Here is a 19,785-nt window from a genome sequence, read left to right as displayed (position 1 = left end):
GGAATCCCTCCTTATTCGATCTCTCTGACGCGTTTGAGTTTGCGATAAAAGCTGCTCCGGGAAATCCCGAGCTGTTTCAGGGCCTCATCAAGGTTGCCTTTGAATGCGTCAAGGTAATGCTCCAGAATGGTGGCTTCAAAGCAATCCACCTTTTCTTTCAGGGTCCCGTGCTTGAGGGTTTCGGGTGCCCGGCAGGTGGAGAGGAGCCAGGGCGGGAGGTCTTCCACCGTGATGTGGGATCCCTGGCTCATGAGAGCGGCATGGCGGACCACGTTGCGCAGTTCCCGAACGTTCCCCGGCCAGGTGTGGCACATCAGGCGTTCATACACCCGGGGGTCCACCTCTTTGACCATCCCCATCTCCCGCAGGAAGAACTCCACGAAAGCCGGAATTTCTTCCAGACGTTCCCGCAGGGGCGGGACCTCCAGAATAAACACGCCCAGACGATAGAAGAGATCGGATCGGAACCCGCCCTTTTCCTTCTCTTGAAAGAGGTCCCGGTTGGTGGCGGCGATGAGGCGGAAGTTCACCTTTTGAAAGGTGGTGGCGCCGAGGGGAAGGATTTCCTGGCTTTCGATGGCCCGGAGGAGTTTGGTCTGAACAGAAAGGGGGAGTTCACCAATTTCATCCAGGAACACCGTGCCTCCCCGGGCCATGGCCAGCAGGCCTTCTTTGTCCCGGTAAGCGTCGGTGAAGGCGCCTTTTTTATAGCCAAACAGTTCGCTTTCGATCAGGTGGTCCGGGATGGCCGCACAGTTGATGGGGAGAAAAGGCCGGTTTTTCCGGTTGGAATGCTCGTGGATGTATCGCGCCAGAACCTCTTTCCCCGTGCCCGTTTCCCCCAGGATGAGAATGGGCTCGTCACTTTTGGCCATCCGGGCGGCCTTCTCATACAGATCCCGGGTGAGATCGGACGCGATAACAATGTTCATGCCTCAAGTATACGCAATGAGGGTGGTCATTTCAAGATTGCGCCTGACCTCCGGACAAGAGTTCGGACAGGAGTGAAAGGGAGGTGGGGATCCTCCGGGGGAAAGCTGTATACTTTCCCTTCTGAACGAGACACAACGAAAAGAAAGGAGGATCCCCATGAGGAAGTTTATACCCCTGAAGTCGTTCATGCAAGTTCTTTTTCCCGATCCTTCTCTCGCAAAACGGGCAACGGAAATCGGACATGCTCTCCTGGACGCCCGGTCACTCCGGATCTCTTCCATGGCTCGCAAGATGAAAGGCGTTTCTGAAAGCGCCGCGTATAAGCGTATCCAGCGCTTCCTCGAACATTTTAATCCCCATGAAACCCTCTGGAGGCTTTTCCCCGAAACCGCTCCCTTCGTGATCGCCGACGTCACCGAAATCGAAAGACCCCAGGCCCGCAAGACAGAATACGTCGGGACCCTGAAAGATGGCAAAACCCGCGGCTTCTGGCTCCTCGTTCTCGCTGCCCCTCTGCGAGGACGCGCCATCCCCTTTGCATACCACCTTCTCTTCAAGAACCCTCAAAGATACGGGAAGTTCACGAAATGCCGTCCACATCCTGACGCTTCTTTCCTGGAAGGTTCTCTGGAAATCGTCCCCTTGTGATGGACCGGGAATTCAGCTATACGACTCTCCTTCGCCATCTGCGGGAAGCGGGGATGAATTTCGTGATCCGCTTGAGAATGGGATCCCGTCCTCCGGTTTTTCTGGACGCCGAGGGACGAAAGGTCCATCTCACATGTCCTGTTGGAGAAAAAGTGGTCTTTCGGGGGCTGCGATACCGTGGGGAAGTGGAGGTCAACGTTATCGGGGTGTGGGAGTGGGGCCAGAAGGAACCCCTGTGGCTGATGACCACACTGGAGCCTGAAGAAGCGCTGCGGTTGTACCGCAGGCGGATGGAGATTGAGGACGTTTTGGGACATGAAAAGCCTGCTGGGGTTGGGAGATGTGATGAGCAAGAAACAAGCGGTGATGGAAAAGCTGGTAGGATTTATGCTCCTGGTCTACGGCATTGTGCTGCTTCTTGGAGGAGAGGTGCGTCAGGAACTTCTCCGTCGTACAGGCTCTGCAAGATGGGAACGCTTTTCCGGACCTTTTATCCTGCTTGAGAAGAAATGGCGATTGCCGCTCAAAGAATGGAGATCCTTGATTCAACGTGTCCACCACACGTTCATCCAATCCCTATACCCAGGTGTCCGAACTCATGGGTGAACTTCAGTGCGCCTTTTGATGGTTCCTTCTGGGGTCTCTATAATGAACCCAACCGTCAACCAAAAGGGAGGTGGTCCATGGGTGTGCTGAAGGGAACCCGGCTCACTTGGTATGGTCATGCGGCGTTTTTCGTTGAGTCTCCGGGAGGACTCCGGATCCTGGTGGATCCCTGGCTGGAAAACCCCTCGGCCCCTCCGGGAGCGAAGGACGAAGTGATTCAGAAAGGGGTGGACGTCATTCTTCTCACCCACGGTCACTCGGATCATGTGGGGAACACGGTGGAAATCGCGAAAGCCACCGGGGCGAAGGTGGTGGCCATCTATGAACTCATGCTCTTCCTCGGCCGTCAGGGGGTTCCGGAGGATCAGCTTGTGGGGATGAACAAGTGGGGAAGTTACCGTCAGGGTGACCTTACCGCCACCATGGTGGAAGCCACCCATTCCAGCGGGGCCGATGTGGGCGGTGAGGTGTTCGTGGGAGGCGAAGCGGCGGGGTTTGTACTCGCCTTTGACAACGGCGATGTGGTGTATCACGCCGGAGACACCGGGTTCACCGGCACCGAAGACGTGATTCGGGATCTCTTCCGTCCCACCGTGGCCCTGGTTCCCATCGGCGATCTTTTCACCATGGGGCCCCGTCTGGCCGCCCATTTCATCCGGAAGATCGACCCCCTGGCTGTGGTTCCCATCCACTGGGGTACTTTCCCCCTTCTCACCGGGACGCCCGAGGCTCTTGTGGACGCGCTGGGTAGGGCATGGAAGGATCGGGTGAAAGTGCTGAAGCCCGGCGAAACCCTGGAGTGAATCCATGCAGGAATGGGCTCTGATCCTGGGCGCATCCAGCGGGTTTGGCGCGGCCACCGCACGGGAACTCGCCCGGCGGGGCTTTCACATCATCGGCGTGCATCTGGACCGGAAAGCCACGCTTCACCTGGCGGAGGCCGTTCAGGAAGATATTCGGAAGGCCGGGCGAGAGGCCCTTTTCTTCAACGTGAACGCCGCGGATGAGGAGAAGCAGAAGGAGGTGCTGGATCAGGTGGAGGCGCATTTTGAAGAGCACGGGGGCAAGGAAAACCACCACGTCCGCGTTCTGCTCCATTCTCTCGCCTTCGGAACCCTCCTTCCCTATGTTCCCTCGAAGCCTGAGGACCGACCCATCACCCGCAGGCAGATGGCCATGACCCTGGAGGTCATGGCCCACACGCTGGTGTACTGGGTCCAGGATCTGGTGATGCGGGGCCTGATGCGGGAAGGAGGCCGGATTTTCGCCATGACCAGTTCGGGAGGTCACCGGGTGATGCCCTATTACGGAGCGGTTTCGGCGGCCAAAGCCGCCCTGGAGTCCCATATCCGCCAGCTCGCCCTGGAACTGGCGCCCCGGGGGATCACGGCCAACGCCATCCGCGCCGGCGTAACGGACACCCCCGCCCTCCGGAAAATCCCTGGACACGAGCGGTTTATGGAGATCGCCATCGAGCGGAACCCCCATCACCGCCTCACCACGCCGGAAGATGTGGCCAAAGCCATCGGTGTGCTGGTGGATCGTGACCTCTACTGGATGACCGGGAACGTGATCAACGTGGATGGTGGGGAAGACATTGTGGGATGAGTGTGCGATTTCTCACAGACGAAACGCGGGGGACCCTGTATCCTTGAGAAAACCCAAACACAGGGAGGGAAATCATGGCCGTCTATAAAAAGGTTCAGATCGTCGGAACCAGCGGAGAGTCCCTGGAAGATGCCATCCAGAAAGCCATTGCCCGTGCAAGCAAGACCCTCCGGAACCTGGGATGGTTTGAGGTGAAGGAGATCCGGGGTGCCCTTGCCGAGGGCCGGGTGAAAGAATACCAGGTGGTTCTGGAGGTGGGGTTCCGCCTGGAGGATGCGGACACCCTGTGAGGCCCTGCCTCTGAGGGGGTGGTGTGGGGCGGGTCCGCACAGGCCTGGACGAACTGGTTCGTCTCCGGTTTGCCCCGCTAAAGGGCAGGCGTTTTGGCCTTCTGATCCACGCTGCCTCCATCGCCGGAGACGGGACCTTCATTCTCGAACTCCTTTCCCGGGAAGGGCTTGTTCCCCGGCGGGTTTTTACACCGGAACACGGCCTTTTCGGCGAGGCACAGGACCAGGTGGCCGTGGAGGAGGAGAAAGATCCGGTCTGGGGACTTCCCCTCCGGAGTCTGTACGGTTCCACCCCCGAAAGCCTCCGCCCCTCTCCCCGGGACCTGGAAGATCTGGATCTCGTGGTGGTGGATCTCCAGGATGTGGGCGTTCGCTATTACACCTTTGTGTACACGATGGCGTTTCTGATCCAGGAGGCCGCCCGGGTGGGCGTGAAGGTGCTGGTTCTGGATCGCCCCAATCCCCTGGGGGGTGAGCGCGTGGAGGGAGGGGGCGTGGAGCCCGAGCTTCGATCGTTTGTGGGGGCTTTTTCCATTCCCGTGCTCCACGGCATGACGCCCGGGGAGCTTGCACTCCTGTGGAACGAGACGGAAGGGTGGAAGGCCGATCTGGAGGTGGTCCCCCTTTCCGGGTGGAGCCGGAGCATGCTTTTTGAACACACCGGCCTTCCCTGGGTTCCCCCTTCTCCCAACATGCCCTTTCCGTCCACCGCCCGGGTGTATGGTGCCACCTGCCTCCTGGAGGGGACCAACGTTTCCGAAGGGCGGGGCACCACCCGCCCCTTTGAGATGTTCGGTGCCCCCTGGGTGGATCCCCTCCGTCTGTCCCGGGACGTCCTGATCCCCGGTGCGCACCTGCGCCCCATCGCCTATATCCCGACCTTTCACAAATACCGCGAACAGCTTGTGAAAGGGGCTTTTCTGCATGTCACGGATCCCCGTGTCTTCTCCCCTCTCCTTGCGGGATACACCCTCCTTGCCCATCTTGTGCAGTATCCCGAATTTGCCTGGCGAACCACCCGGTATGAGTTCCGGGACGACGTGCCGGCCATTGATCTTCTCCTGGGGGCGTCCTGGATCCGGCCCCTTCTGGAGAGAGGCAGGGTGGAAGAGGTGTGGGCACGGCTGGAAAGAGAGCGTGTGAGATTCCTCACGCGGCGTTCGCCTTTTTTGCTCTATGTTTAATCTGGATTTCGAACAGGAGGTGTGCGATGAGACGATGGATGCTGATGGGGGTTGTCCTGGTGGGGGTGCTTGCCTGCAAGAAAGAACCCACTGGGCCCACCCCTCAGGAACCGACCCTGGACCCCCGGAATTTTCCGGTGGGGGTTGCCTCCTGCGGCCAGGGTGATGCGGTGTTTCAGGTGGAGGTGCGTTCCCCCAACGGACGCTTTCCGGTTCCCGGTGCGGTGGTGTATGTGGAGGGCGAGGACTGCGGTGTGACCACCGATGCAAACGGCCAGGGCACGCTTCAGGGGATGTCCGCCGGGGACAAAAGCGTGGTGGTGCAGGCCGGCCTTTTCTCCAACCGTTTTACCCAGTCCGTTCCGTCCGGAACCACGTCAGCCGCCGTGAATCTTTCGCAGGGCGGGGTGCGTCTGGCCGTGTTCTATGGCGCCTATGATGCCGTGCAGAACATTCTGGATTCCCTGGGGCTCACGTACGACTTTTATCAAACCACCGATACCCTCCTTTCGGCGGACTTTTACAGCGGATACGACATGATTTTCATCAACTGTGGGGCGAATGAGCTTTATGCCGACACAGCCACGTATCTCCAGAATATGAAGAACTTTGTGGACAACGGGGGTCGTCTCTACGTTTCGGACCTGGCCATCCCCTTCTTTGCGGACATGCCCTTTGACAACCAGATCCATCTCTGGATGGAAGAGGCCATGGAGGGCTATCCCTACGGGGGGCAACCGATGGATACCCTGGCCTGGGCGGTGGACTCGCTTCTCGTGAACGCGGTGGGTCTGGACACCTTCATGGTGCAGTTTCTGGGGGGGTGGATCATGCTGGACACGGCGGTTGCCACGGGAACCCATGTCCTGGTGGAGGGACCGGCCAGTCCGGATCAGGGACCGGTGGTGGTTCCCTATTCCGAAGAGTTTACTTATGGGGACGGGAAGGTGTATGTCACGTCTTTCCATCTCGAGGGATCCAGCCCTCAGGAGGTGGAACGGTTTCTCCAGCACCTGATTTTCCGCTTCTGACCTTTGCTCTGGAAGACCTTCACTCGGGGAGGGGGGCACCCTCCCCGTTTTCGTCTTCACTTTCTTTCGGGCGGAAAGCCCGGGCCACATTCAGGCTGATCTCAAAGAGAATCCACAGGGGAACGGTCACCAGGATGAGGGAGAGCATGTCCACCGAGGGCGTGATGATGGCCAGAGCTGTTACCAGGGTGATGAGCCAGCCCCGGCGGTTCCGGGCAAGCTGTTCCGGATCCAGAAGGCCGATCCGGGAGAGCAGGGCAAAGGCGAGAGGCATTTCAAACAGGGCCATGCACGCCAGGGTGGTCCACACCAGGAATTTCAGATAACTCTCGGCCCGGAGGGTGAGGACAAAGGTGTCACCCAGAAAATTCTGAAGGGCTCGCACCGAAAGGGGAAGAAAGGCTCCCCAGGCAAAGAGAAGGCCGAGATAGGCCAGCACCACCGCAGCAAGAAGCCCTCCGCCGATCCACTTTCGTTCGTGGGGATAGAGTCCGGGTTTCACAAAACCCCAGAGTTCAAACAGATAATAGGGAAGAAGCACAAACACCGTGGCCCAGAAACTCACCTTCATCCGGACCAGAAAAGCCTCTTCCAGGGCAAAGGTGTGGGGGCGGAGATCCCCCAGGGGGTGGATCATCAGTTTGAGAAGAACATCACTTGCCCCGAACAGGACCACCACCGCAACCACCGAAACGATCAGGGCACGGAAAAGGCGAAGGCGCAGTTCCTCCAGGTGTTCGGTCCAGGGGGCCTCCCGTTCAGAAGCCATCGAAACGCTCCCGGAGTCTCCGTGCCACGGGTTCCGGAACAAAGGGCCGCACGTCCCCACCCAGCATGGCAATTTCCCGGATCAGGGTGGAGGAGACATAGGCATGTTCATCGGCGGGGATCAGGAACACAGTTTCGATGTCGGGTGCGAGTTTCCGGTTCATCCAAGCAAGCTGGAACTCGAATTCAAAATCGGACACCGCCCGCAAACCCCGGACGATCACCCGGGCCCCGTGTTCCCGGAGAAAGTCCACCAGGAGACCGGTGAGGGGATGAACTTCCACGCCTTCCAGATGTCCCAGGGATTCCCGGGCCATGGCTATCCGGTCTTCCAGCGAGAAAAGGGTTTTCTTGTGATAGGCCACGGCCACGGCCACAATCACCCGGGGGAAGAGGCGCCGGGCCCGTTCCACCAGGTCCACATGCCCCAGGGTGATGGGATCAAAGGTCCCCGGATAAACGGCGATGGATCCGGATCCGTGTTTCGCCATACTCACGCTCCCAGACGAATTCCCAGCCACGGAAGGCGGGGAGGGGGTCCCGGCGGGAAGTTTCCACCACCACCCGGCCCTCCGGAATCACCCAGTGGCTCAAGGCCTCGAACAGCTTTTCCCAGGATCGAAAGCCATAAGGGGGGTCCACAAAAACCAGATGGAAAGGCTCCGGCGGCGGGCCGTTCAGAAGATTCAGCACGTCCATGGGAACCACCCGTGCCCGGGTCAGAAGACCCAGGGATCCCAGGTTTTTTCGGAGAACCTTGAGGGCAGCGGGGGAACGTTCCACGAACCAGACCCGCTCGGCTCCCCGGGAAAGGGCTTCGATCCCCATGGCTCCCGTCCCTGCAAACAGGTCCAGCACCCGTGTGCCAACCACCCTTTGTCCCAGATGATCAAACACACCCCGTCGGACCAGCGCCAGGGTGGGGCGGGTTCGGGGCGGGACCTGGATGGTCTGTCCCTTCAATGCGCCGCCGATGATCCGGAGCCGGGAGACCATCAGGCAAACAGTTCACTAATGGATCGTGCTTCGTGGATGCGCAGGATGGCTTCGGCGAGAAGACGGTCCACCGAGAGGACCACACTGTTTGCAGGGTACCGTTCTTCGGGGAGTTCAATGGAATCGGTGATCACCACCTCTTCAAGCACGGACTGCTCCACTTTGGTCCGGGCATCCCGGGAAAAGAGACCGTGGGTGATGGCCGCACGAACCCGAACCGCACCGTGCTCCCGCAGGGCCTGGGCGGCCTTCACCAGCGTGCTGCCCGTGTCCAGAATATCGTCCACGATGAGCGCCTCTTTGCCTTCCACCTCCCCGATCACGTGCATCACCTCGGCGGCGTTGGGCTCCGGACGGCGCTTGTCAATCAGGGCGATGGGAAAGTTGCCGAGCTTTTTGGCGATGGCCCGGGCCCGCCGGGTGGCGCCCACATCCGGAGCGACCACCACCGTGTTGGGCGGAAGGTTCTGAAAGTATTCCTTGAACACGGGGGTGGCATAAAGATTGTCCACCGGAACGTCGAAGAAGCCCTGGATCTGGTCGGTGTGGAGGTCCAGGGTCAGCACCCGGTGGATGCCGGCCGTTTCCAGCAGGTTGGCCACGAGTTTTGCCGAGATGGGCACACGGGGCTGGTCTTTCCGGTCCTGACGGGCATAGCCGAAATAAGGAATCACGGCCGTAATGCGTGCCGCCGATGCCCGCTTGGCCGCATCCACCAGAAGGAGGAGTTCAAAGAGATGTTCCGCCGGCGGATTGGTGCTCTGCACGATGAACACGTCGGTTCCACGGATGTTTTCGAGAATCTGGACGCGGATTTCACCGTCGGCAAATCGGCTGACGATGGCGGGTGTGAGTTCGATCCCCAGCGCGGCCGCGATGCGCCGGGCAAGCCTGCGGGATGCATTCCCTGCAAGGAGGGTGATGGGTCCCATGGATTGTCCCCCTCTCAGGCGATTTCCTTGAGCAGTTCAGCCACCAGTCTGGAGAGTTTTTCGCCCGCCTGCCGGGCGACCGCGATCACTTCCTCGTGGGTGGTTTCCCGCGGGGATGCAAAATCCGGAACGTTGGTGATGACGGAAAACCCGGCAACCCGCATCCCCATATGGTTGGCCACAATCACCTCCGGAACGGTGGACATCCCCACCGCATCTCCACCGAGAATACGGATCATCTGATATTCCGCGGGGGTTTCCAGATTGGGGCCCTGAAGGGCCACATACACGCCTTCCCGGAGCGGGATGTTCAGGCGCTCCGCAATCTCCCGGATTTGCCTCCGGAGTTCCCGATCATAGGCGTTGTGCATGGACGGGAAACGGGGGCCCAGGCTCTCATCGTTGGGTCCCCGGAGAGGGTTTTCGGGCATCAGGTTGATGTGATCCCGGATGAGCATCAGGTCTCCGGGCTGAAACTCGGGGTTCACTCCCCCGGCCGCGTTGGAGACCACCAGGGTGTGGGCGCCCAGCATCCGCATCACCCGGACCCCAAAGGTCACTTCCTGCATGGAATATCCTTCGTAATAATGGAACCGGCCCTGCATGACCACCACCGGTCGCCCGGAGAGGTGTCCGAGGATGAGGCGACCGGGGTGACCGGGGACGGTGGAAACGGGAAAATGGGGAATTTTCCAGTAGGGAATGGCCGCGTCTTCTTCAATCGCATCGGCAAGGTGGGAGAGGCCGCTTCCGAGAATGATGGCCACCTCAGGCGTGATGGAACTCTCCTCCCGGACGAAGGCCACCGCTTCCAGAATCCGCTTTTTGAGATCTGTTGTGGGATGGCTCATCGTGCTTTTTCCCTCCGCCCTTTTTCAAAGGCATCGGCAAGGCCGAGAATTTCCCGGGCCAGGGCCCGGAGATCCTCCACAATGGCTTTGCGCTGTTCCTCCAGGTGCTTGATTTCTTCCCGGAGGGCGGCCGCCCGTTGCTGGGAGTCGGAAATGATTTTCTCGGCCTCTTCCCGGGCGTTGTCCAGGATTTTTCGGGCTTCCTGCTCGGCACGGGTCTGGTATTCGGCGGCTTTTTGCTTGGCCATTTCCAGCGTTTCACGCATCAGGTCTTCGATTTTTTTGAGGCGATCCACCTCGGCGCGCAGGTGGGCCACGTCGGTTCGCAGGGTCTCGTTTTCCCTCAGGAGGGCTTCCATGCGTTCGGCCACCGAATCCAGAAACACATGAACCTGTTCGGGGTCATACCCCGTCATGCGCTTCGGAAACCTGTGATTGCGGATGTCGGCCGGGGTGAGAGGCCCCGGATCCACCGGGAAAAGCTCTTCTCTTTCGTCCATGGCCCAATTATACGCGCCGGGATTTGAATATTCAATGGGTGCGTGTGAATTGATGGTTCAGTCTATCTCGGGTATAATTGGCTCCAAAGGAGGCAAGGATGCTCTGGCTCGGGTTGCTGGCCCTTCCGTTTGGAAGGAGTGATTTTGTTTTTACGCTGAACGTGCTGGCATCGGACAGTCTGCAGGGGCGACGGGCAGGAACGCCGTTTGAGGAAAAAGCGGCGCTGTTCCTCGAGAGAGAGCTCCAGCAGGCGGGCATTCCGCCCTTCGCCGATACGGGTTATTTCCAGACCTTTGACGTGTCCCTGACCCGGGGATACGATTCCGTTCTCACCCGGGCCTGGCTCATCACGCCCCGGGAAACCCTGGAGCTCAAGCCCGGGAAGGATTTTATCCCCCTGAGTTTCTCCAGTTCAGGCGAGGCGGACGTTCCTCTGTACTTCGCCGGCTACGGCATCACCACAAAGAAATACCGGTACGACGACTACCACGGCAGCGACGTCTCCGGGATGGGGGTGGTGGTGTTTCGGCACGAGCCCCGTGAGAAAGACCCGAAGGGCCTTTTTGGAACGCCTTTCCCCTCCCTGTTTTCCGACCTCCGGTTCAAGGCCCGGAATGCCCGGGAGCACGGGGCCAAAGCCGTGATCTTTGTCACCGACCCCCTGCACGAGGACGACGAACTCACCCCCTTCCCTCGAAACGTGTCCACGGAAGACGCGGGGATTCTGGCCCTTCAGATCCGCCGGGAGATCCTGGAACCCTATATCCCCTTTGACTCCCTTCACCAGGCGATCGATAGGGATCTGAATCCTCATCCCTTCAAACCCGAGTCCCTTCGCCTGAAGGTCCGGATTTCCATTGATCGAAAAAAGCTTCCCTCCCGCAACGTGCTGGGCTGGATTCCTGGCAAGGACCCTGCATCCGGGTGGATCATTCTGGGGGCTCATTATGACCACCTGGGGCTGGGCGGGCCTTCAAGCGGCGCGCTGGACCCGGATACCCTTGCCCCTCACAACGGCGCCGATGACAACGCATCGGGCGTGGCCATGGTGATGGCCCTTGCCCGGTATCTCCGCAAGCATCCCCTCCGCCACAACGTTCTCGTGGCCTTCTGGGGGGCCGAAGAGATCGGTGCCCTGGGGAGCGCGTATTTTGCGAAACATCTTCCCTTCCCCAAAGACAGCGTCCTGCTGTATGTCAATTTTGATATGGTGGGCCGGCTCAACGAGGAGGGCCGGCTGGTGGTGACGGGCTCCGGAACCGCCAGAGAATTTGATTCCCTCTTCGCCTCCCTGGACACCACCGGACTCGGTCTCACCCCCGAGTTTTCCCCGGAGGGTTTCGGAGGAAGTGACCACATGAACTTCTACACGGCCGGCCTTCCGGTCACCTTTTTCTTCACCGGAGTTCATGAGGATTATCACCGCATCACGGACGACGTGGAGAAAATCAACTGGGATGGGATGGCCCGGGTGGCCACGTATGCCCTTCGGTTTCTCCAGGCGGTGGACCGGCTGGATCATCTCACCTATCAGGAAACGGGTGGACGCATGCAGGTGAGCACGGGGGATGTTCGGATGAAGGTTCGCCTGGGCATCATCCCCGATTACACCTTCAAAGGTCCCGGCGTCCGGGTGACCGGGGTTCGGGATGGAGGGCCGGCCTTTCTTGCCGGCATCCAGAAGGGCGATGTTCTCCTTGCTTTTGATGGCGACACTCTTGAGGATCTGTATGCCTATATGGCCGTTCTTGGAGATCATGCCTGGGGGGACACCCTTCAGGCTCTGGTGATCCGGGATGGGGACACCCTTTCCCTTCCCCTCCCCCTTGTCAAACAGGAGGAATCTCCATGATCTGGCTTGTGGTCTCCGCCCTCTCTACCCTGATGTACGAGCCCTTTGACAGCCTGGGGCTCTGGAACGTTACGGATGGAAACGGGGACAACGTGACCTGGTCTGCCGATTTTTCGTTCCCCGGCGGATTTCCCACGGCTTCCGGGTTCTCCGGATCCTTTGCCGTGTACAATGACGATGCGGCCGGCTCGTCCGCCCCGGCCACCCAGGAGGTGCTCGAGCGGGTGATGGGTCTGCCGGGATTCACCCTGTCCCAGCTGGTTCTGGAGTTCGACTACTCCTTTTATGCTGTGGGAGGGGACACCTTCCGGGTGGAGGCAGCCTACAAAAGTGGTGGGTCCTGGAGCACACCGGAGGTGCTTTACGAATCCACGCAGCTTGCCGACACCGGACACTTCACCCACACCTTTTCCGCGGCCTATCTCTCGGCCGATTCCGTTCTGATCCGGTTTGTGTATGCGGATAACGGTGCCTGGGGATGGGGCGCGGCGGTGGACAACGTTCGGCTTCTCGGGGACTGGAGTCTCGCAGGGGATGTGGGGGTGCTCTCCATCGTGAGCCCCAACGGCTGGGTCCCCGAGTCCCAGCAGCAGAACGTCCCGGTCACGGTGGAGATTTTCTCCAACGATCCATCGGCTTCCATCAACGCCACGCTGACGGTGGAGGTGTTCGACACCGCCGGCAACGGGCCCCTTTACAGCCAGTCCCAGCCTGTCACCCTTTCTCCCCAGAGCACCCAGCAGGTCCAGTTTCCCGCCATCACCGGACTCGCCCTGGATGACCGGTATGTGATCGCCGCCACCCTCACCGCGACCGGTGATCCCTTCACGGCCAACAACACCCTTTCCGCCACCTTTGACCTCACCCCTGCGGAAGTGGGGCAGATTCTCGCCTCCTACGACCTTTCCGGTTCCCTTCCCGCCGGCCGATATCTCCGGGGGCTGGATGCCATCTGGGGTCAGAACGGACTTTTCCTTCTGGTTGCCGAGCCCAACACGGGGAACCCTCCGTCCGGGCCTCACCGGTATTTCGTTTATCACTTTGATCCCTCCACGTCCACCCTCACGGAAAAGTTTGAGGTGCCCCATGTGGCGCCCTCCGGCTACACCCAGGAGATCATGGAATACGCCCTGGATCTTGCCTATGTCCCCGATTCCGGATTTTTCTGGGTCAGCATGTATCTGGACTCGGCAAACACGGCACTGTATGGCCAGTATCTCCTGAAGGTGGACACCACGGGCACCCTTCTGGACACGCTGAACTGGGCGGACACAGTGGATCTCTATGGTGTGCCCATGGGCCTGGACTGGGATCCCAACACGGCGAAACTCTATGTGGCTTCCGTTCCTTCTCCCGGCTTTGGCAACCCCCAGGTGTACCGGATCAACTTCACGGTGGACCCCATCTATGAGCGCTCCTACGAAATGCCGGGGGGTGTGGATTATACCGGTCTCGGCCATGTGTGGGACGGAACCCGCCGGTTCCTCCTTTCCCGCAGTGACGAGGTGGCCTTTGTGGAATACCAGTTTGATTCCCTTTTCTGGGGAGACTCGGTGTTCACCCCCGTAAACCGGGCGAAAATTTTCCTGAACGGAATTCAGGGGGTGGACTTCGTGGCGAACTCCAGCCTGATCCGCACCGCCCGGGCCTGGGTGACCCAGGATGACGGGTTTGGGACGAAGAAACTTCTTCTCGTTTCCCTCGGCGAGCGATACAGCACGCCCGTGGAGGAGACACCCGTTCGGTCTTTCTCACCCCGTCTCCTTCGTCGGGTGGGGGTCCGGGGGCGGACACTGGAACTCGCCTGGGACCTTCCGGAAGGAGCGCCTTATCGGGTGGATGTCTGGAACGCCCTGGGACGGCGGATTCTCACCACATCGGGGCGCGTTCACGGACCCACCCGGCTCGCACTCCCCCGGGGTGTGCGGGGGGTGATGCTCCTCCGGGCACAGGGAGCCTCGCATGAAGAAACGCGGAAAATCCTTGTTCCGTAATCTGCTGATCGTGCTGTTCTCCACCACCCTCACCGGGTGCGCGGTGGGGGTGGTGGACACGGGTTTTGTGGGGGTGTGGAAGGTTCTGGGGAAGGTGAAGATGGAGGAAACGGGGGACGGGTTTGTGGGCTTCTATATCCCGGCGATTCAGCAACTTCTCCGGGTTCCCGTGTATAACGTGGCCCTCCACTTCACCTCGGATCGGGAGACGGAAGGGCGGGAGGAGCCCATTGATGTCCTCACGAAAGACGGACTTCCCATCGTGGTGGAGATGACGGTGGTCTATCGGGTGGTGCCCGACAGCGCGGCCGAACTCTATGTCCAGTATAACGGGGACTGGGAAACCAACTTTCTCCGGCCCACCATCCGTTCGGCGGTCCGGAACATCGCAAGCCAGTTCCGGGCGGTGGAGTTCTATCAGAACCGCAAGGCGGTGGAGGAGGCCATTGATGCGGAAATCCGGGATGCAGTGAAAAACCGTACCGGAAAGATCGAGATCGTGGACGTCCGGGTTCGTGAGCTTCGCCTGCCCCAGGACTTCGTCCGGGCGATCGAGGCCAAACTCGTGGCCCAGCAGGAAGCTGAGAAAATGCAGTTTGTGCTGGAGAAAGAGGAGAAGGAAAAGGAGCGGAGGATCATCGAAGCCCAGGGGATTGCCGAGGCCCAGCGCATCATCCGGGCCTCCCTGACAAGGGAATATCTCCAGTGGTATTACATTGAACGCCTCAAGGATGTGCTGTCCTCCCAGAACAACACCGTGATCATCATGCCCTTTGATCAGAACCTGATCCCCATGATTCAGGTGCCCGGAGGGAAACCATGACCCTTTTGCTGTGGACGCTCACGGCCCAGATTCAGCTATCGCCCCTGGCCAACCTCCAGGCGGTGGGGGGGCTTGCGGATCTCTGGGCTCAGGATACCTTGGTTTTTGTGGTCGCACCCTGGGGAGACACGCCTTACGTTCACATCGTGAGCGTCGCGGATCCCCAGAATCCCTATATCCTTTCCACGGTGACGGACTCCCGGCTGGAGGCTCCCTGGGATCTCAAGGCGGAGGGGAATTATCTTTATGTGGCCAACCAGTGCTGGGGAGGATGCGCGGACACGGCGGGCGTGCTTATCTGGGACATTTCCGATCCTGCAAACCCCGTTCTTGCGGGCAAAGTGCCCCTCCCCAACGGCACCCACAACCTTTTTGTGAAAGGCGGGATTCTTTACACGGCAGAAGAGGTGGAGATCTGGGACGTTTCCGATCCTTCCCAGCCGGTTCATCTCGTGACGCTATCCTCTGTTGATCCAGCCCTTCTCTCCTATGAAGCCCACGACATCACGGTGGTGGGGGAGTCCCTCTACGTGGCTGCGGGAAACGACGATATCGGGTGGCCTCGAGGTATTCTTCGGGCTTTCGACGTCTCATCGCCTTCCAGTCCCGTTCTCGTTGGCGGTTCTCCGACCCTTCAGGCAGGGCAGGGTTCCTGGGGGCACGCGGTGTGGCCCACGGAGAGCAGGCAGTATGTTGTTCACGCGGATGAGGTGGGAGAAGGGATTGTCTGGATCTGGTCCACCCAGACCGATCCCTGGACGCTCGTAGGATCTTTTAACTACGGTCCCCCCATTGCTCACAACATCCAGGTGGTGGGCGACAGCCTTGCGTTTGTTTCTCACTACACCGCAGGTCTCGTGGTGCTGGATATCCGGAATCCAGCAGCCCCTGCTCTCGTCGCCGAATACGATACCTACCCCTCTTCCAACGCCCGCAATTTTTACGGCGCTTGGGGTGTCATGGTGAGATGGCCTTATGTGTATGTGAGCGATATGCAGAGCGGTCTGTGGATTTTCCGGGTGGATCCGGTGGGTGTGGTTGAGAACCCCCAGGAAGGAGCGCAGATGGCCCCCCTCGTGATGCGGGGTCGGGAATTGAAACTTGTTCCGACGATCCCCCGTGCCGAGGTCCGGGTGATGGATGCGTCCGGGCGGACCTGGTGGTCCGGAGTTCTTGGGGGTGGGGCATCGGCTCTTCTCCCACCCATGGCGCCCGGGGTCTATCGGATCCGGGTGGTGTCTCAACAGGGAAGGTGGACGCGAACGGTCTTTTTCGCTGAATAACAAACAATCAAACGGGAGGTTTTGAAGGATGAAGGTCACCCTCAGCGTGATCAAGGCTGACATCGGAGGCTATGTGGGGCACTCCGGGATCCATCCCCGCCTCAAGGAGGTGGCGGATGAGGAGCTCCGCAAAGCCAAAGAGGACGGTCTGATTCTGGACTATGTGGTGATGAGTGTGGGAGACGATCTCCAGCTCATCATGACCCACACGAAGGGGCCTGACAGCGGTGAGATCCACAAACTCGCCTGGGATACGTTCATGGAGGCCACCCAGGAAGCCCGCCGCCTCAAACTGTATGGGGCCGGGCAGGATCTCCTTGCCGACACCTTCTCTGGCAACGTGAAGGGGATGGGGCCCGGCGTGGCTGAGATGGAGTTTGAGGAGCGCCCTTCCGAGCCCGTCATCGTGTTCATGGCGGACAAGACATCGCCGGGGGCATGGAATCTTCCGCTGTATAAAATGTTTGCAGATCCATTCAACACCCCGGGCCTGGTTATCGACCCCAGCATGAGCCAGGGCTTCATCTTTGAAGTGATGGATCTCTACAACAACCGGGTGATCAAGTTCAAGGCTCCCGAGGAGCTCTACAAACTCCTTGCCTTCATCGGTGCGCCGGAGGAATACACCATTCGCCGTGTGTTTCGCGCATCGGATGGTGAGATTGCGGCATCTTCCTCCACCCAGCGTCTCTCTCTCATTGCCGGGCGGTATATCGGCAAGGACGATCCCGTGCTCATCGTCCGGGCCCAGTCCGGTTTCCCCGCCGTGGGAGAAGTTCTGGAGCCGTTCGCCTCTCCATGGATCGTTCCGGGATGGATGCGGGGGTCCCATCACGGACCCACGATGCCCGTGGCGTTCTACCAGGCCAATCCCACCCGGTTTGACGGTCCTCCCCGGGTGATTGCGGCCGGATTCCAGATCGCGGAGGGGAAACTGATCGGACCGCGGGATCTCTTTGACGATCCCTCCTTTGACGATGCCCGCCGTCAGGCCAACGAACTCGCCAACTATCTCCGGCGGATGGGTCCCTTTGAGCCCCACCGCCTGGGACTGAAGGAGATGGAATACACCACCCTTCCGAAACTCATGCAGGAACTCAAGGATCGGTGGGAAGATGCGGAGAAGTTTGAATCCGACATCCGGGAGGATGCCGGTCACGACGTGGAATAAGGAGGCACAGGATGAGCCAGCCTGTCATTGAACGGATTTCCGGGGCCCTGGTGGTCGGGAAAAACATGAAAGGGGCCCAGATGAACGAGATCGTGTTTGTGGGGAAGGAGCGCCTGATCGGGGAGGTGATCCGTCTCTCCGAAGATCGGGCCTTCATCCAGGTGTACGAGGAGACCTCCGGTCTCTTTGTGGGTGAGCCCATCGAGCGGACCGGCCAGCCCCTGGCCGTGACCCTGGGTCCCGGGCTTCTGGGCACCGCATTTGACGGGATTCAGCGCCCTCTGGATGCCATTCGGGAACTCCGGGGTGACTTCGTGGAGCGAGGGGTGGACGTGCCTTCCCTTCCCGTGGACAAGAAATGGCCCTTCCAGCCCACGGTGAAGAAGGGCGATCAGGTCAAACTCGGGAGCATCATCGGGGAAGTTCCGGAAACCCATTCCATCGTCCACCGGGTGATGGTTCCCCCGAACCTGAAGGGGAAAACCGTTCTGGACCGGGAGGATATGGAAGAGACCTTTGAGGTGGTGGAGATCCAGGAAGGGCAGTTCACGGTGAACGACACCGTGGCAGTTCTCCGTGACAAAGAGGGCAAGACCTATGAGGTGAAGCTTGCCCACAAGTGGCCGGTCCGGATCGGACGTCCTTTCCGGGACAAGGAGCGCCCGGTGGTGCCCCTGCGGACGGGCCAGCGGATTCTCGACTTCTTTTTCCCCATCGCCCTCGGAGGGAACGCGGCCCTTCCCGGCGGATTCGGGACCGGAAAGACGGTGACCGAGCAGACGCTTGCCAAATATGCCCTGGTGGACGTGGTGGTGTATATCGGGTGCGGGGAGCGCGGCAACGAGATGACGGAGGTGCTGGTGGAGTTTCCGGAGCTGGAAGACCCGCTGCGGGGCGGGCCCCTTATGGACCGGACCATCCTGGTGGTGAACACCTCCAACATGCCGGTGGCGGCTCGGGAAGCCTCCATTTACACCGGGATCACCCTGGCGGAATATTACCGTGACATGGGCTACAATGTGCTTCTCCTTGCGGACTCCACCAGCCGCTGGGCGGAGGCCCTCCGGGAGATTTCCTCCCGTCTGGAGGAGATGCCCGGAGAAGAGGGATATCCCACCTATCTCGGTTCCCGTCTTGCCGCCTTCTATGAGCGGACCGGACGGGTGGTCACCCTCACCGGTCAGGAAGGATCGGTGACCGCGGTGGGTGCGGTGTCCCCTCCGGGTGGAGACTTCTCCGAGCCCGTGGTGCAGAGCACCCTCCGTGTGGTGGGGGCCCTCTGGGCGCTGGATTCTTCCCTTGCCCACCGTCGGCACTTCCCGGCCATCAACTGGCTTCGCTCCTACACGCTCTATACCAGCCTCGTGGACCGCTGGTTCCGGGAGAACGTGGCCGAAGACTGGCCCGATCTGCGGAGCTGGGCACAGGAAATTCTCCAGAAAGAAGCCGAACTCCAGGAAATCGTGCTCCTCGTGGGGCCGGATGCCCTGCAGGACAACGAACGCCTGCTCCTTGAGATCGGGAAGCTCCTGCGGGAAGGGTTCCTCCAGCAGAACGCTTTCCACGAGATTGACGCCTCCTGCAGCCTGCCCAAGCAGCACCGCATGATGACCACCATCAAGCGGTTCTATGAGATCGGCCACGACGCCATCGCCGCCGGTGTTCCTGTGGAAGAACTCCTCAAACTTCCCGAGATCGAAGAAATTGTTCGTCTGAAAGAGCGCCGGGACGAAGAGGTGGAGACGCTTTCCGAAGAAATCCTCGGTCGAGTTCGGGAGAAAGCGGAGGCCCTCAAGTCCCAGGTCCGGGAGGCTGCCTGATGCTCTTCGGAATCCTGCTCGGGCTGTATGTGGTCATCGTGGTGATCATGACCCTGGTGATCCTGGTGCAGGAGCCGCGGGAAGGCGGGCTTTCCGCCGGGATCGGGGGCGGTGGTGTTCAGATGGTTCTGGGTGTGCGGGAGGCCCCCACCCTTTTCACCCGCCTGACCGTGGGGCTGGGCGTGGTCTATGCCCTGCTCTCCCTTCTCCTTTCCACCATGCACCCCTCTTCCGCCGTCCAGTCCGTGGTTCTGCAGGAACTCCAGCGCCAGCAGGTTCAGCAGGTGGAAGCGCCCCCTGAGGAAGTCCCTGTGGTTCCCGTGATCCCCGAAGAAGGCACAACCGGAGGCGAAACTGGAGAGACCTCTCAGCCGGGAGAGGAGACGCCCACGCCCATCCCGCTGGGTGAGTGAGGGCGCAGGATAAGGCTATAATTTTTGTGCGGGGCGGGTTTCATCCGCCCCGCACGGTTTTTTCACGCACGATGCTGGCGA

At 60.1% G+C, this 19,785-nt stretch carries 21 protein-coding genes and 1 pseudogene; 15 read left to right on the top strand and 7 right to left on the bottom strand.

All coding sequences use genetic code 11. From position 1 onward, the window contains the following. Positions 1-11: 11 nt before the first annotated feature. On the bottom strand, positions 12-932 hold the full coding sequence (locus AC6HU3_RS01290; protein ID WP_497474000.1) for a sigma-54 interaction domain-containing protein: 921 nt from the start codon (positions 930-932) through the stop codon (positions 12-14). A gap of 187 nt (positions 933-1,119) precedes the next feature. Here AC6HU3_RS01290 and AC6HU3_RS01285 point away from each other — a divergent pair, with 187 nt between their 5' ends. The 8 genes and pseudogenes from AC6HU3_RS01285 (at position 1,120) to AC6HU3_RS01250 (ending at position 6,300) form a co-directional block, all read left to right on the top strand. Continuing rightward, positions 1,120-1,581: a hypothetical protein gene (locus tag AC6HU3_RS01285; protein ID WP_497473999.1), complete on the top strand. Its 462-nt coding sequence runs from the start codon at positions 1,120-1,122 to the stop codon at positions 1,579-1,581. After that, positions 1,581-1,844: pseudogene (locus AC6HU3_RS01280) on the top strand (transposase); the annotation flags it as partial. The gene AC6HU3_RS01285 and the pseudogene AC6HU3_RS01280, both read left to right, overlap by 1 nt. A gap of 52 nt (positions 1,845-1,896) precedes the next feature. Next, positions 1,897-2,187 carry a hypothetical protein gene (locus AC6HU3_RS01275; RefSeq protein WP_497536328.1) on the top strand — a complete coding sequence of 97 codons (291 nt, stop codon included), beginning with the start codon at positions 1,897-1,899 and terminating at the stop codon, positions 2,185-2,187. 77 nt (positions 2,188-2,264) lie between these two features. Further along, positions 2,265-2,990, top strand: coding sequence for a metal-dependent hydrolase (locus AC6HU3_RS01270; protein WP_497473998.1), 726 nt, complete (start codon positions 2,265-2,267; stop codon positions 2,988-2,990). A 4-nt stretch (positions 2,991-2,994) separates the two neighbouring features. Then, a complete protein-coding gene (locus AC6HU3_RS01265) occupies positions 2,995-3,795 on the top strand; it encodes an enoyl-ACP reductase FabI (protein ID WP_497473997.1) in 801 nt (266 codons plus the stop codon). A gap of 71 nt (positions 3,796-3,866) precedes the next feature. Next, positions 3,867-4,085, top strand: a complete 219-nt coding sequence (locus AC6HU3_RS01260; RefSeq protein ID WP_497536324.1) for a dodecin — start codon at positions 3,867-3,869, stop codon at positions 4,083-4,085. Between the two features lie 23 nt (positions 4,086-4,108). After that, positions 4,109-5,269 (top strand): exo-beta-N-acetylmuramidase NamZ family protein, encoded by a 1,161-nt coding sequence (locus tag AC6HU3_RS01255; protein WP_497473996.1) that lies wholly within the window; start codon positions 4,109-4,111, stop codon positions 5,267-5,269. A 26-nt stretch (positions 5,270-5,295) separates the two neighbouring features. Then, the gene (locus AC6HU3_RS01250; RefSeq protein ID WP_497473995.1) at positions 5,296-6,300 is read left to right on the top strand and encodes a carboxypeptidase-like regulatory domain-containing protein; all 1,005 of its coding nucleotides are present in this window, start codon (positions 5,296-5,298) and stop codon (positions 6,298-6,300) included. Between the two features lie 19 nt (positions 6,301-6,319). Here AC6HU3_RS01250 and tatC read toward each other — a convergent pair whose 3' ends face one another. From tatC to AC6HU3_RS01220, 6 genes are read right to left on the bottom strand one after another with little or no spacing between them, the layout of a single operon-like run. Further along, positions 6,320-7,069, bottom strand: a complete 750-nt coding sequence (gene tatC / locus AC6HU3_RS01245; RefSeq protein ID WP_497473994.1) for a twin-arginine translocase subunit TatC — start codon at positions 7,067-7,069, stop codon at positions 6,320-6,322. Next, positions 7,059-7,559, bottom strand: coding sequence for a pantetheine-phosphate adenylyltransferase (gene coaD / locus AC6HU3_RS01240; protein ID WP_497473993.1), 501 nt, complete (start codon positions 7,557-7,559; stop codon positions 7,059-7,061). Before coaD ends, tatC begins: the two co-directional genes overlap by 11 nt. Then, positions 7,510-8,064 carry a 16S rRNA (guanine(966)-N(2))-methyltransferase RsmD gene (gene rsmD, locus AC6HU3_RS01235; protein WP_497473992.1) on the bottom strand — a complete coding sequence of 185 codons (555 nt, stop codon included), beginning with the start codon at positions 8,062-8,064 and terminating at the stop codon, positions 7,510-7,512. Before rsmD ends, coaD begins: the two co-directional genes overlap by 50 nt. Continuing rightward, on the bottom strand, positions 8,064-8,996 hold the full coding sequence (locus tag AC6HU3_RS01230; protein WP_497473991.1) for a ribose-phosphate diphosphokinase: 933 nt from the start codon (positions 8,994-8,996) through the stop codon (positions 8,064-8,066). The genes rsmD and AC6HU3_RS01230 overlap by 1 nt, the downstream gene beginning before the upstream one ends. A gap of 14 nt (positions 8,997-9,010) precedes the next feature. Further along, the gene (locus tag AC6HU3_RS01225; protein ID WP_497473990.1) at positions 9,011-9,847 is read right to left on the bottom strand and encodes a purine-nucleoside phosphorylase; all 837 of its coding nucleotides are present in this window, start codon (positions 9,845-9,847) and stop codon (positions 9,011-9,013) included. Beyond that, positions 9,844-10,347: a DivIVA domain-containing protein gene (locus tag AC6HU3_RS01220; protein ID WP_497473989.1), complete on the bottom strand. Its 504-nt coding sequence runs from the start codon at positions 10,345-10,347 to the stop codon at positions 9,844-9,846. Before AC6HU3_RS01220 ends, AC6HU3_RS01225 begins: the two co-directional genes overlap by 4 nt. Before the next feature lie 98 nt (positions 10,348-10,445). Between AC6HU3_RS01220 and AC6HU3_RS01215 the strand changes: the two genes are divergently transcribed. From AC6HU3_RS01215 to secG, 7 genes are read left to right on the top strand one after another with little or no spacing between them, the layout of a single operon-like run. Further along, positions 10,446-12,200: a M20/M25/M40 family metallo-hydrolase gene (locus AC6HU3_RS01215; protein ID WP_497473988.1), complete on the top strand. Its 1,755-nt coding sequence runs from the start codon at positions 10,446-10,448 to the stop codon at positions 12,198-12,200. Then, complete coding sequence (locus AC6HU3_RS01210; RefSeq protein ID WP_497473987.1) at positions 12,197-14,194, top strand: hypothetical protein; 1,998 nt, start codon at positions 12,197-12,199, stop codon at positions 14,192-14,194. Before AC6HU3_RS01215 ends, AC6HU3_RS01210 begins: the two co-directional genes overlap by 4 nt. After that, positions 14,163-15,017 carry a prohibitin family protein gene (locus AC6HU3_RS01205; RefSeq protein WP_497473986.1) on the top strand — a complete coding sequence of 285 codons (855 nt, stop codon included), beginning with the start codon at positions 14,163-14,165 and terminating at the stop codon, positions 15,015-15,017. Before AC6HU3_RS01210 ends, AC6HU3_RS01205 begins: the two co-directional genes overlap by 32 nt. Continuing rightward, positions 15,014-16,300: an LVIVD repeat-containing protein gene (locus AC6HU3_RS01200; protein ID WP_497473985.1), complete on the top strand. Its 1,287-nt coding sequence runs from the start codon at positions 15,014-15,016 to the stop codon at positions 16,298-16,300. Before AC6HU3_RS01205 ends, AC6HU3_RS01200 begins: the two co-directional genes overlap by 4 nt. A 28-nt stretch (positions 16,301-16,328) precedes the next feature. Continuing rightward, positions 16,329-17,471 (top strand): fructose-1,6-bisphosphate aldolase/phosphatase, encoded by a 1,143-nt coding sequence (gene fbp / locus AC6HU3_RS01195; protein ID WP_497473984.1) that lies wholly within the window; start codon positions 16,329-16,331, stop codon positions 17,469-17,471. 11 nt (positions 17,472-17,482) lie between these two features. Beyond that, complete coding sequence (locus AC6HU3_RS01190) at positions 17,483-19,291, top strand: V-type ATP synthase subunit A (RefSeq protein ID WP_497473983.1); 1,809 nt, start codon at positions 17,483-17,485, stop codon at positions 19,289-19,291. Next, positions 19,291-19,704 (top strand): preprotein translocase subunit SecG, encoded by a 414-nt coding sequence (secG, locus tag AC6HU3_RS01185; RefSeq protein ID WP_497473982.1) that lies wholly within the window; start codon positions 19,291-19,293, stop codon positions 19,702-19,704. Before AC6HU3_RS01190 ends, secG begins: the two co-directional genes overlap by 1 nt. Positions 19,705-19,785: the final 81 nt, after the last annotated feature.

The organism is Caldifarcimen microaerophilum (genome assembly GCF_055387105.1).
Note: the sequence above shows the minus strand (reverse complement) of the source record. Positions and strands in the feature narration are given on the sequence as shown.

What these genes read in the sequence shown, in the direction of transcription:
- fbp (WP_497473984.1), top strand. Translation starts at nt 16,329, where the DNA reads ATGAAGGTCACCCTCAGCGTGATCAAGGCTGACATCGGAGGCTATGTG.
- tatC (WP_497473994.1), bottom strand. Translation starts at nt 7,069, where the DNA reads ATGGCTTCTGAACGGGAGGCCCCCTGGACCGAACACCTGGAGGAACTG.
- secG (WP_497473982.1), top strand. Translation starts at nt 19,291, where the DNA reads ATGCTCTTCGGAATCCTGCTCGGGCTGTATGTGGTCATCGTGGTGATC.
- AC6HU3_RS01190 (WP_497473983.1), top strand. Translation starts at nt 17,483, where the DNA reads ATGAGCCAGCCTGTCATTGAACGGATTTCCGGGGCCCTGGTGGTCGGG.
- AC6HU3_RS01265 (WP_497473997.1), top strand. Translation starts at nt 2,995, where the DNA reads ATGCAGGAATGGGCTCTGATCCTGGGCGCATCCAGCGGGTTTGGCGCG.
- AC6HU3_RS01215 (WP_497473988.1), top strand. Translation starts at nt 10,446, where the DNA reads ATGCTCTGGCTCGGGTTGCTGGCCCTTCCGTTTGGAAGGAGTGATTTT.
- AC6HU3_RS01290 (WP_497474000.1), bottom strand. Translation starts at nt 932, where the DNA reads ATGAACATTGTTATCGCGTCCGATCTCACCCGGGATCTGTATGAGAAG.
- AC6HU3_RS01200 (WP_497473985.1), top strand. Translation starts at nt 15,014, where the DNA reads ATGACCCTTTTGCTGTGGACGCTCACGGCCCAGATTCAGCTATCGCCC.
- AC6HU3_RS01205 (WP_497473986.1), top strand. Translation starts at nt 14,163, where the DNA reads ATGAAGAAACGCGGAAAATCCTTGTTCCGTAATCTGCTGATCGTGCTG.
- AC6HU3_RS01225 (WP_497473990.1), bottom strand. Translation starts at nt 9,847, where the DNA reads ATGAGCCATCCCACAACAGATCTCAAAAAGCGGATTCTGGAAGCGGTG.
- AC6HU3_RS01285 (WP_497473999.1), top strand. Translation starts at nt 1,120, where the DNA reads ATGCAAGTTCTTTTTCCCGATCCTTCTCTCGCAAAACGGGCAACGGAA.
- AC6HU3_RS01210 (WP_497473987.1), top strand. Translation starts at nt 12,197, where the DNA reads ATGATCTGGCTTGTGGTCTCCGCCCTCTCTACCCTGATGTACGAGCCC.
- AC6HU3_RS01250 (WP_497473995.1), top strand. Translation starts at nt 5,296, where the DNA reads ATGAGACGATGGATGCTGATGGGGGTTGTCCTGGTGGGGGTGCTTGCC.
- AC6HU3_RS01270 (WP_497473998.1), top strand. Translation starts at nt 2,265, where the DNA reads ATGGGTGTGCTGAAGGGAACCCGGCTCACTTGGTATGGTCATGCGGCG.
- rsmD (WP_497473992.1), bottom strand. Translation starts at nt 8,064, where the DNA reads ATGGTCTCCCGGCTCCGGATCATCGGCGGCGCATTGAAGGGACAGACC.
- AC6HU3_RS01220 (WP_497473989.1), bottom strand. Translation starts at nt 10,347, where the DNA reads ATGGACGAAAGAGAAGAGCTTTTCCCGGTGGATCCGGGGCCTCTCACC.
- AC6HU3_RS01230 (WP_497473991.1), bottom strand. Translation starts at nt 8,996, where the DNA reads ATGGGACCCATCACCCTCCTTGCAGGGAATGCATCCCGCAGGCTTGCC.
- AC6HU3_RS01275 (WP_497536328.1), top strand. Translation starts at nt 1,897, where the DNA reads ATGAAAAGCCTGCTGGGGTTGGGAGATGTGATGAGCAAGAAACAAGCG.
- coaD (WP_497473993.1), bottom strand. Translation starts at nt 7,559, where the DNA reads ATGGCGAAACACGGATCCGGATCCATCGCCGTTTATCCGGGGACCTTT.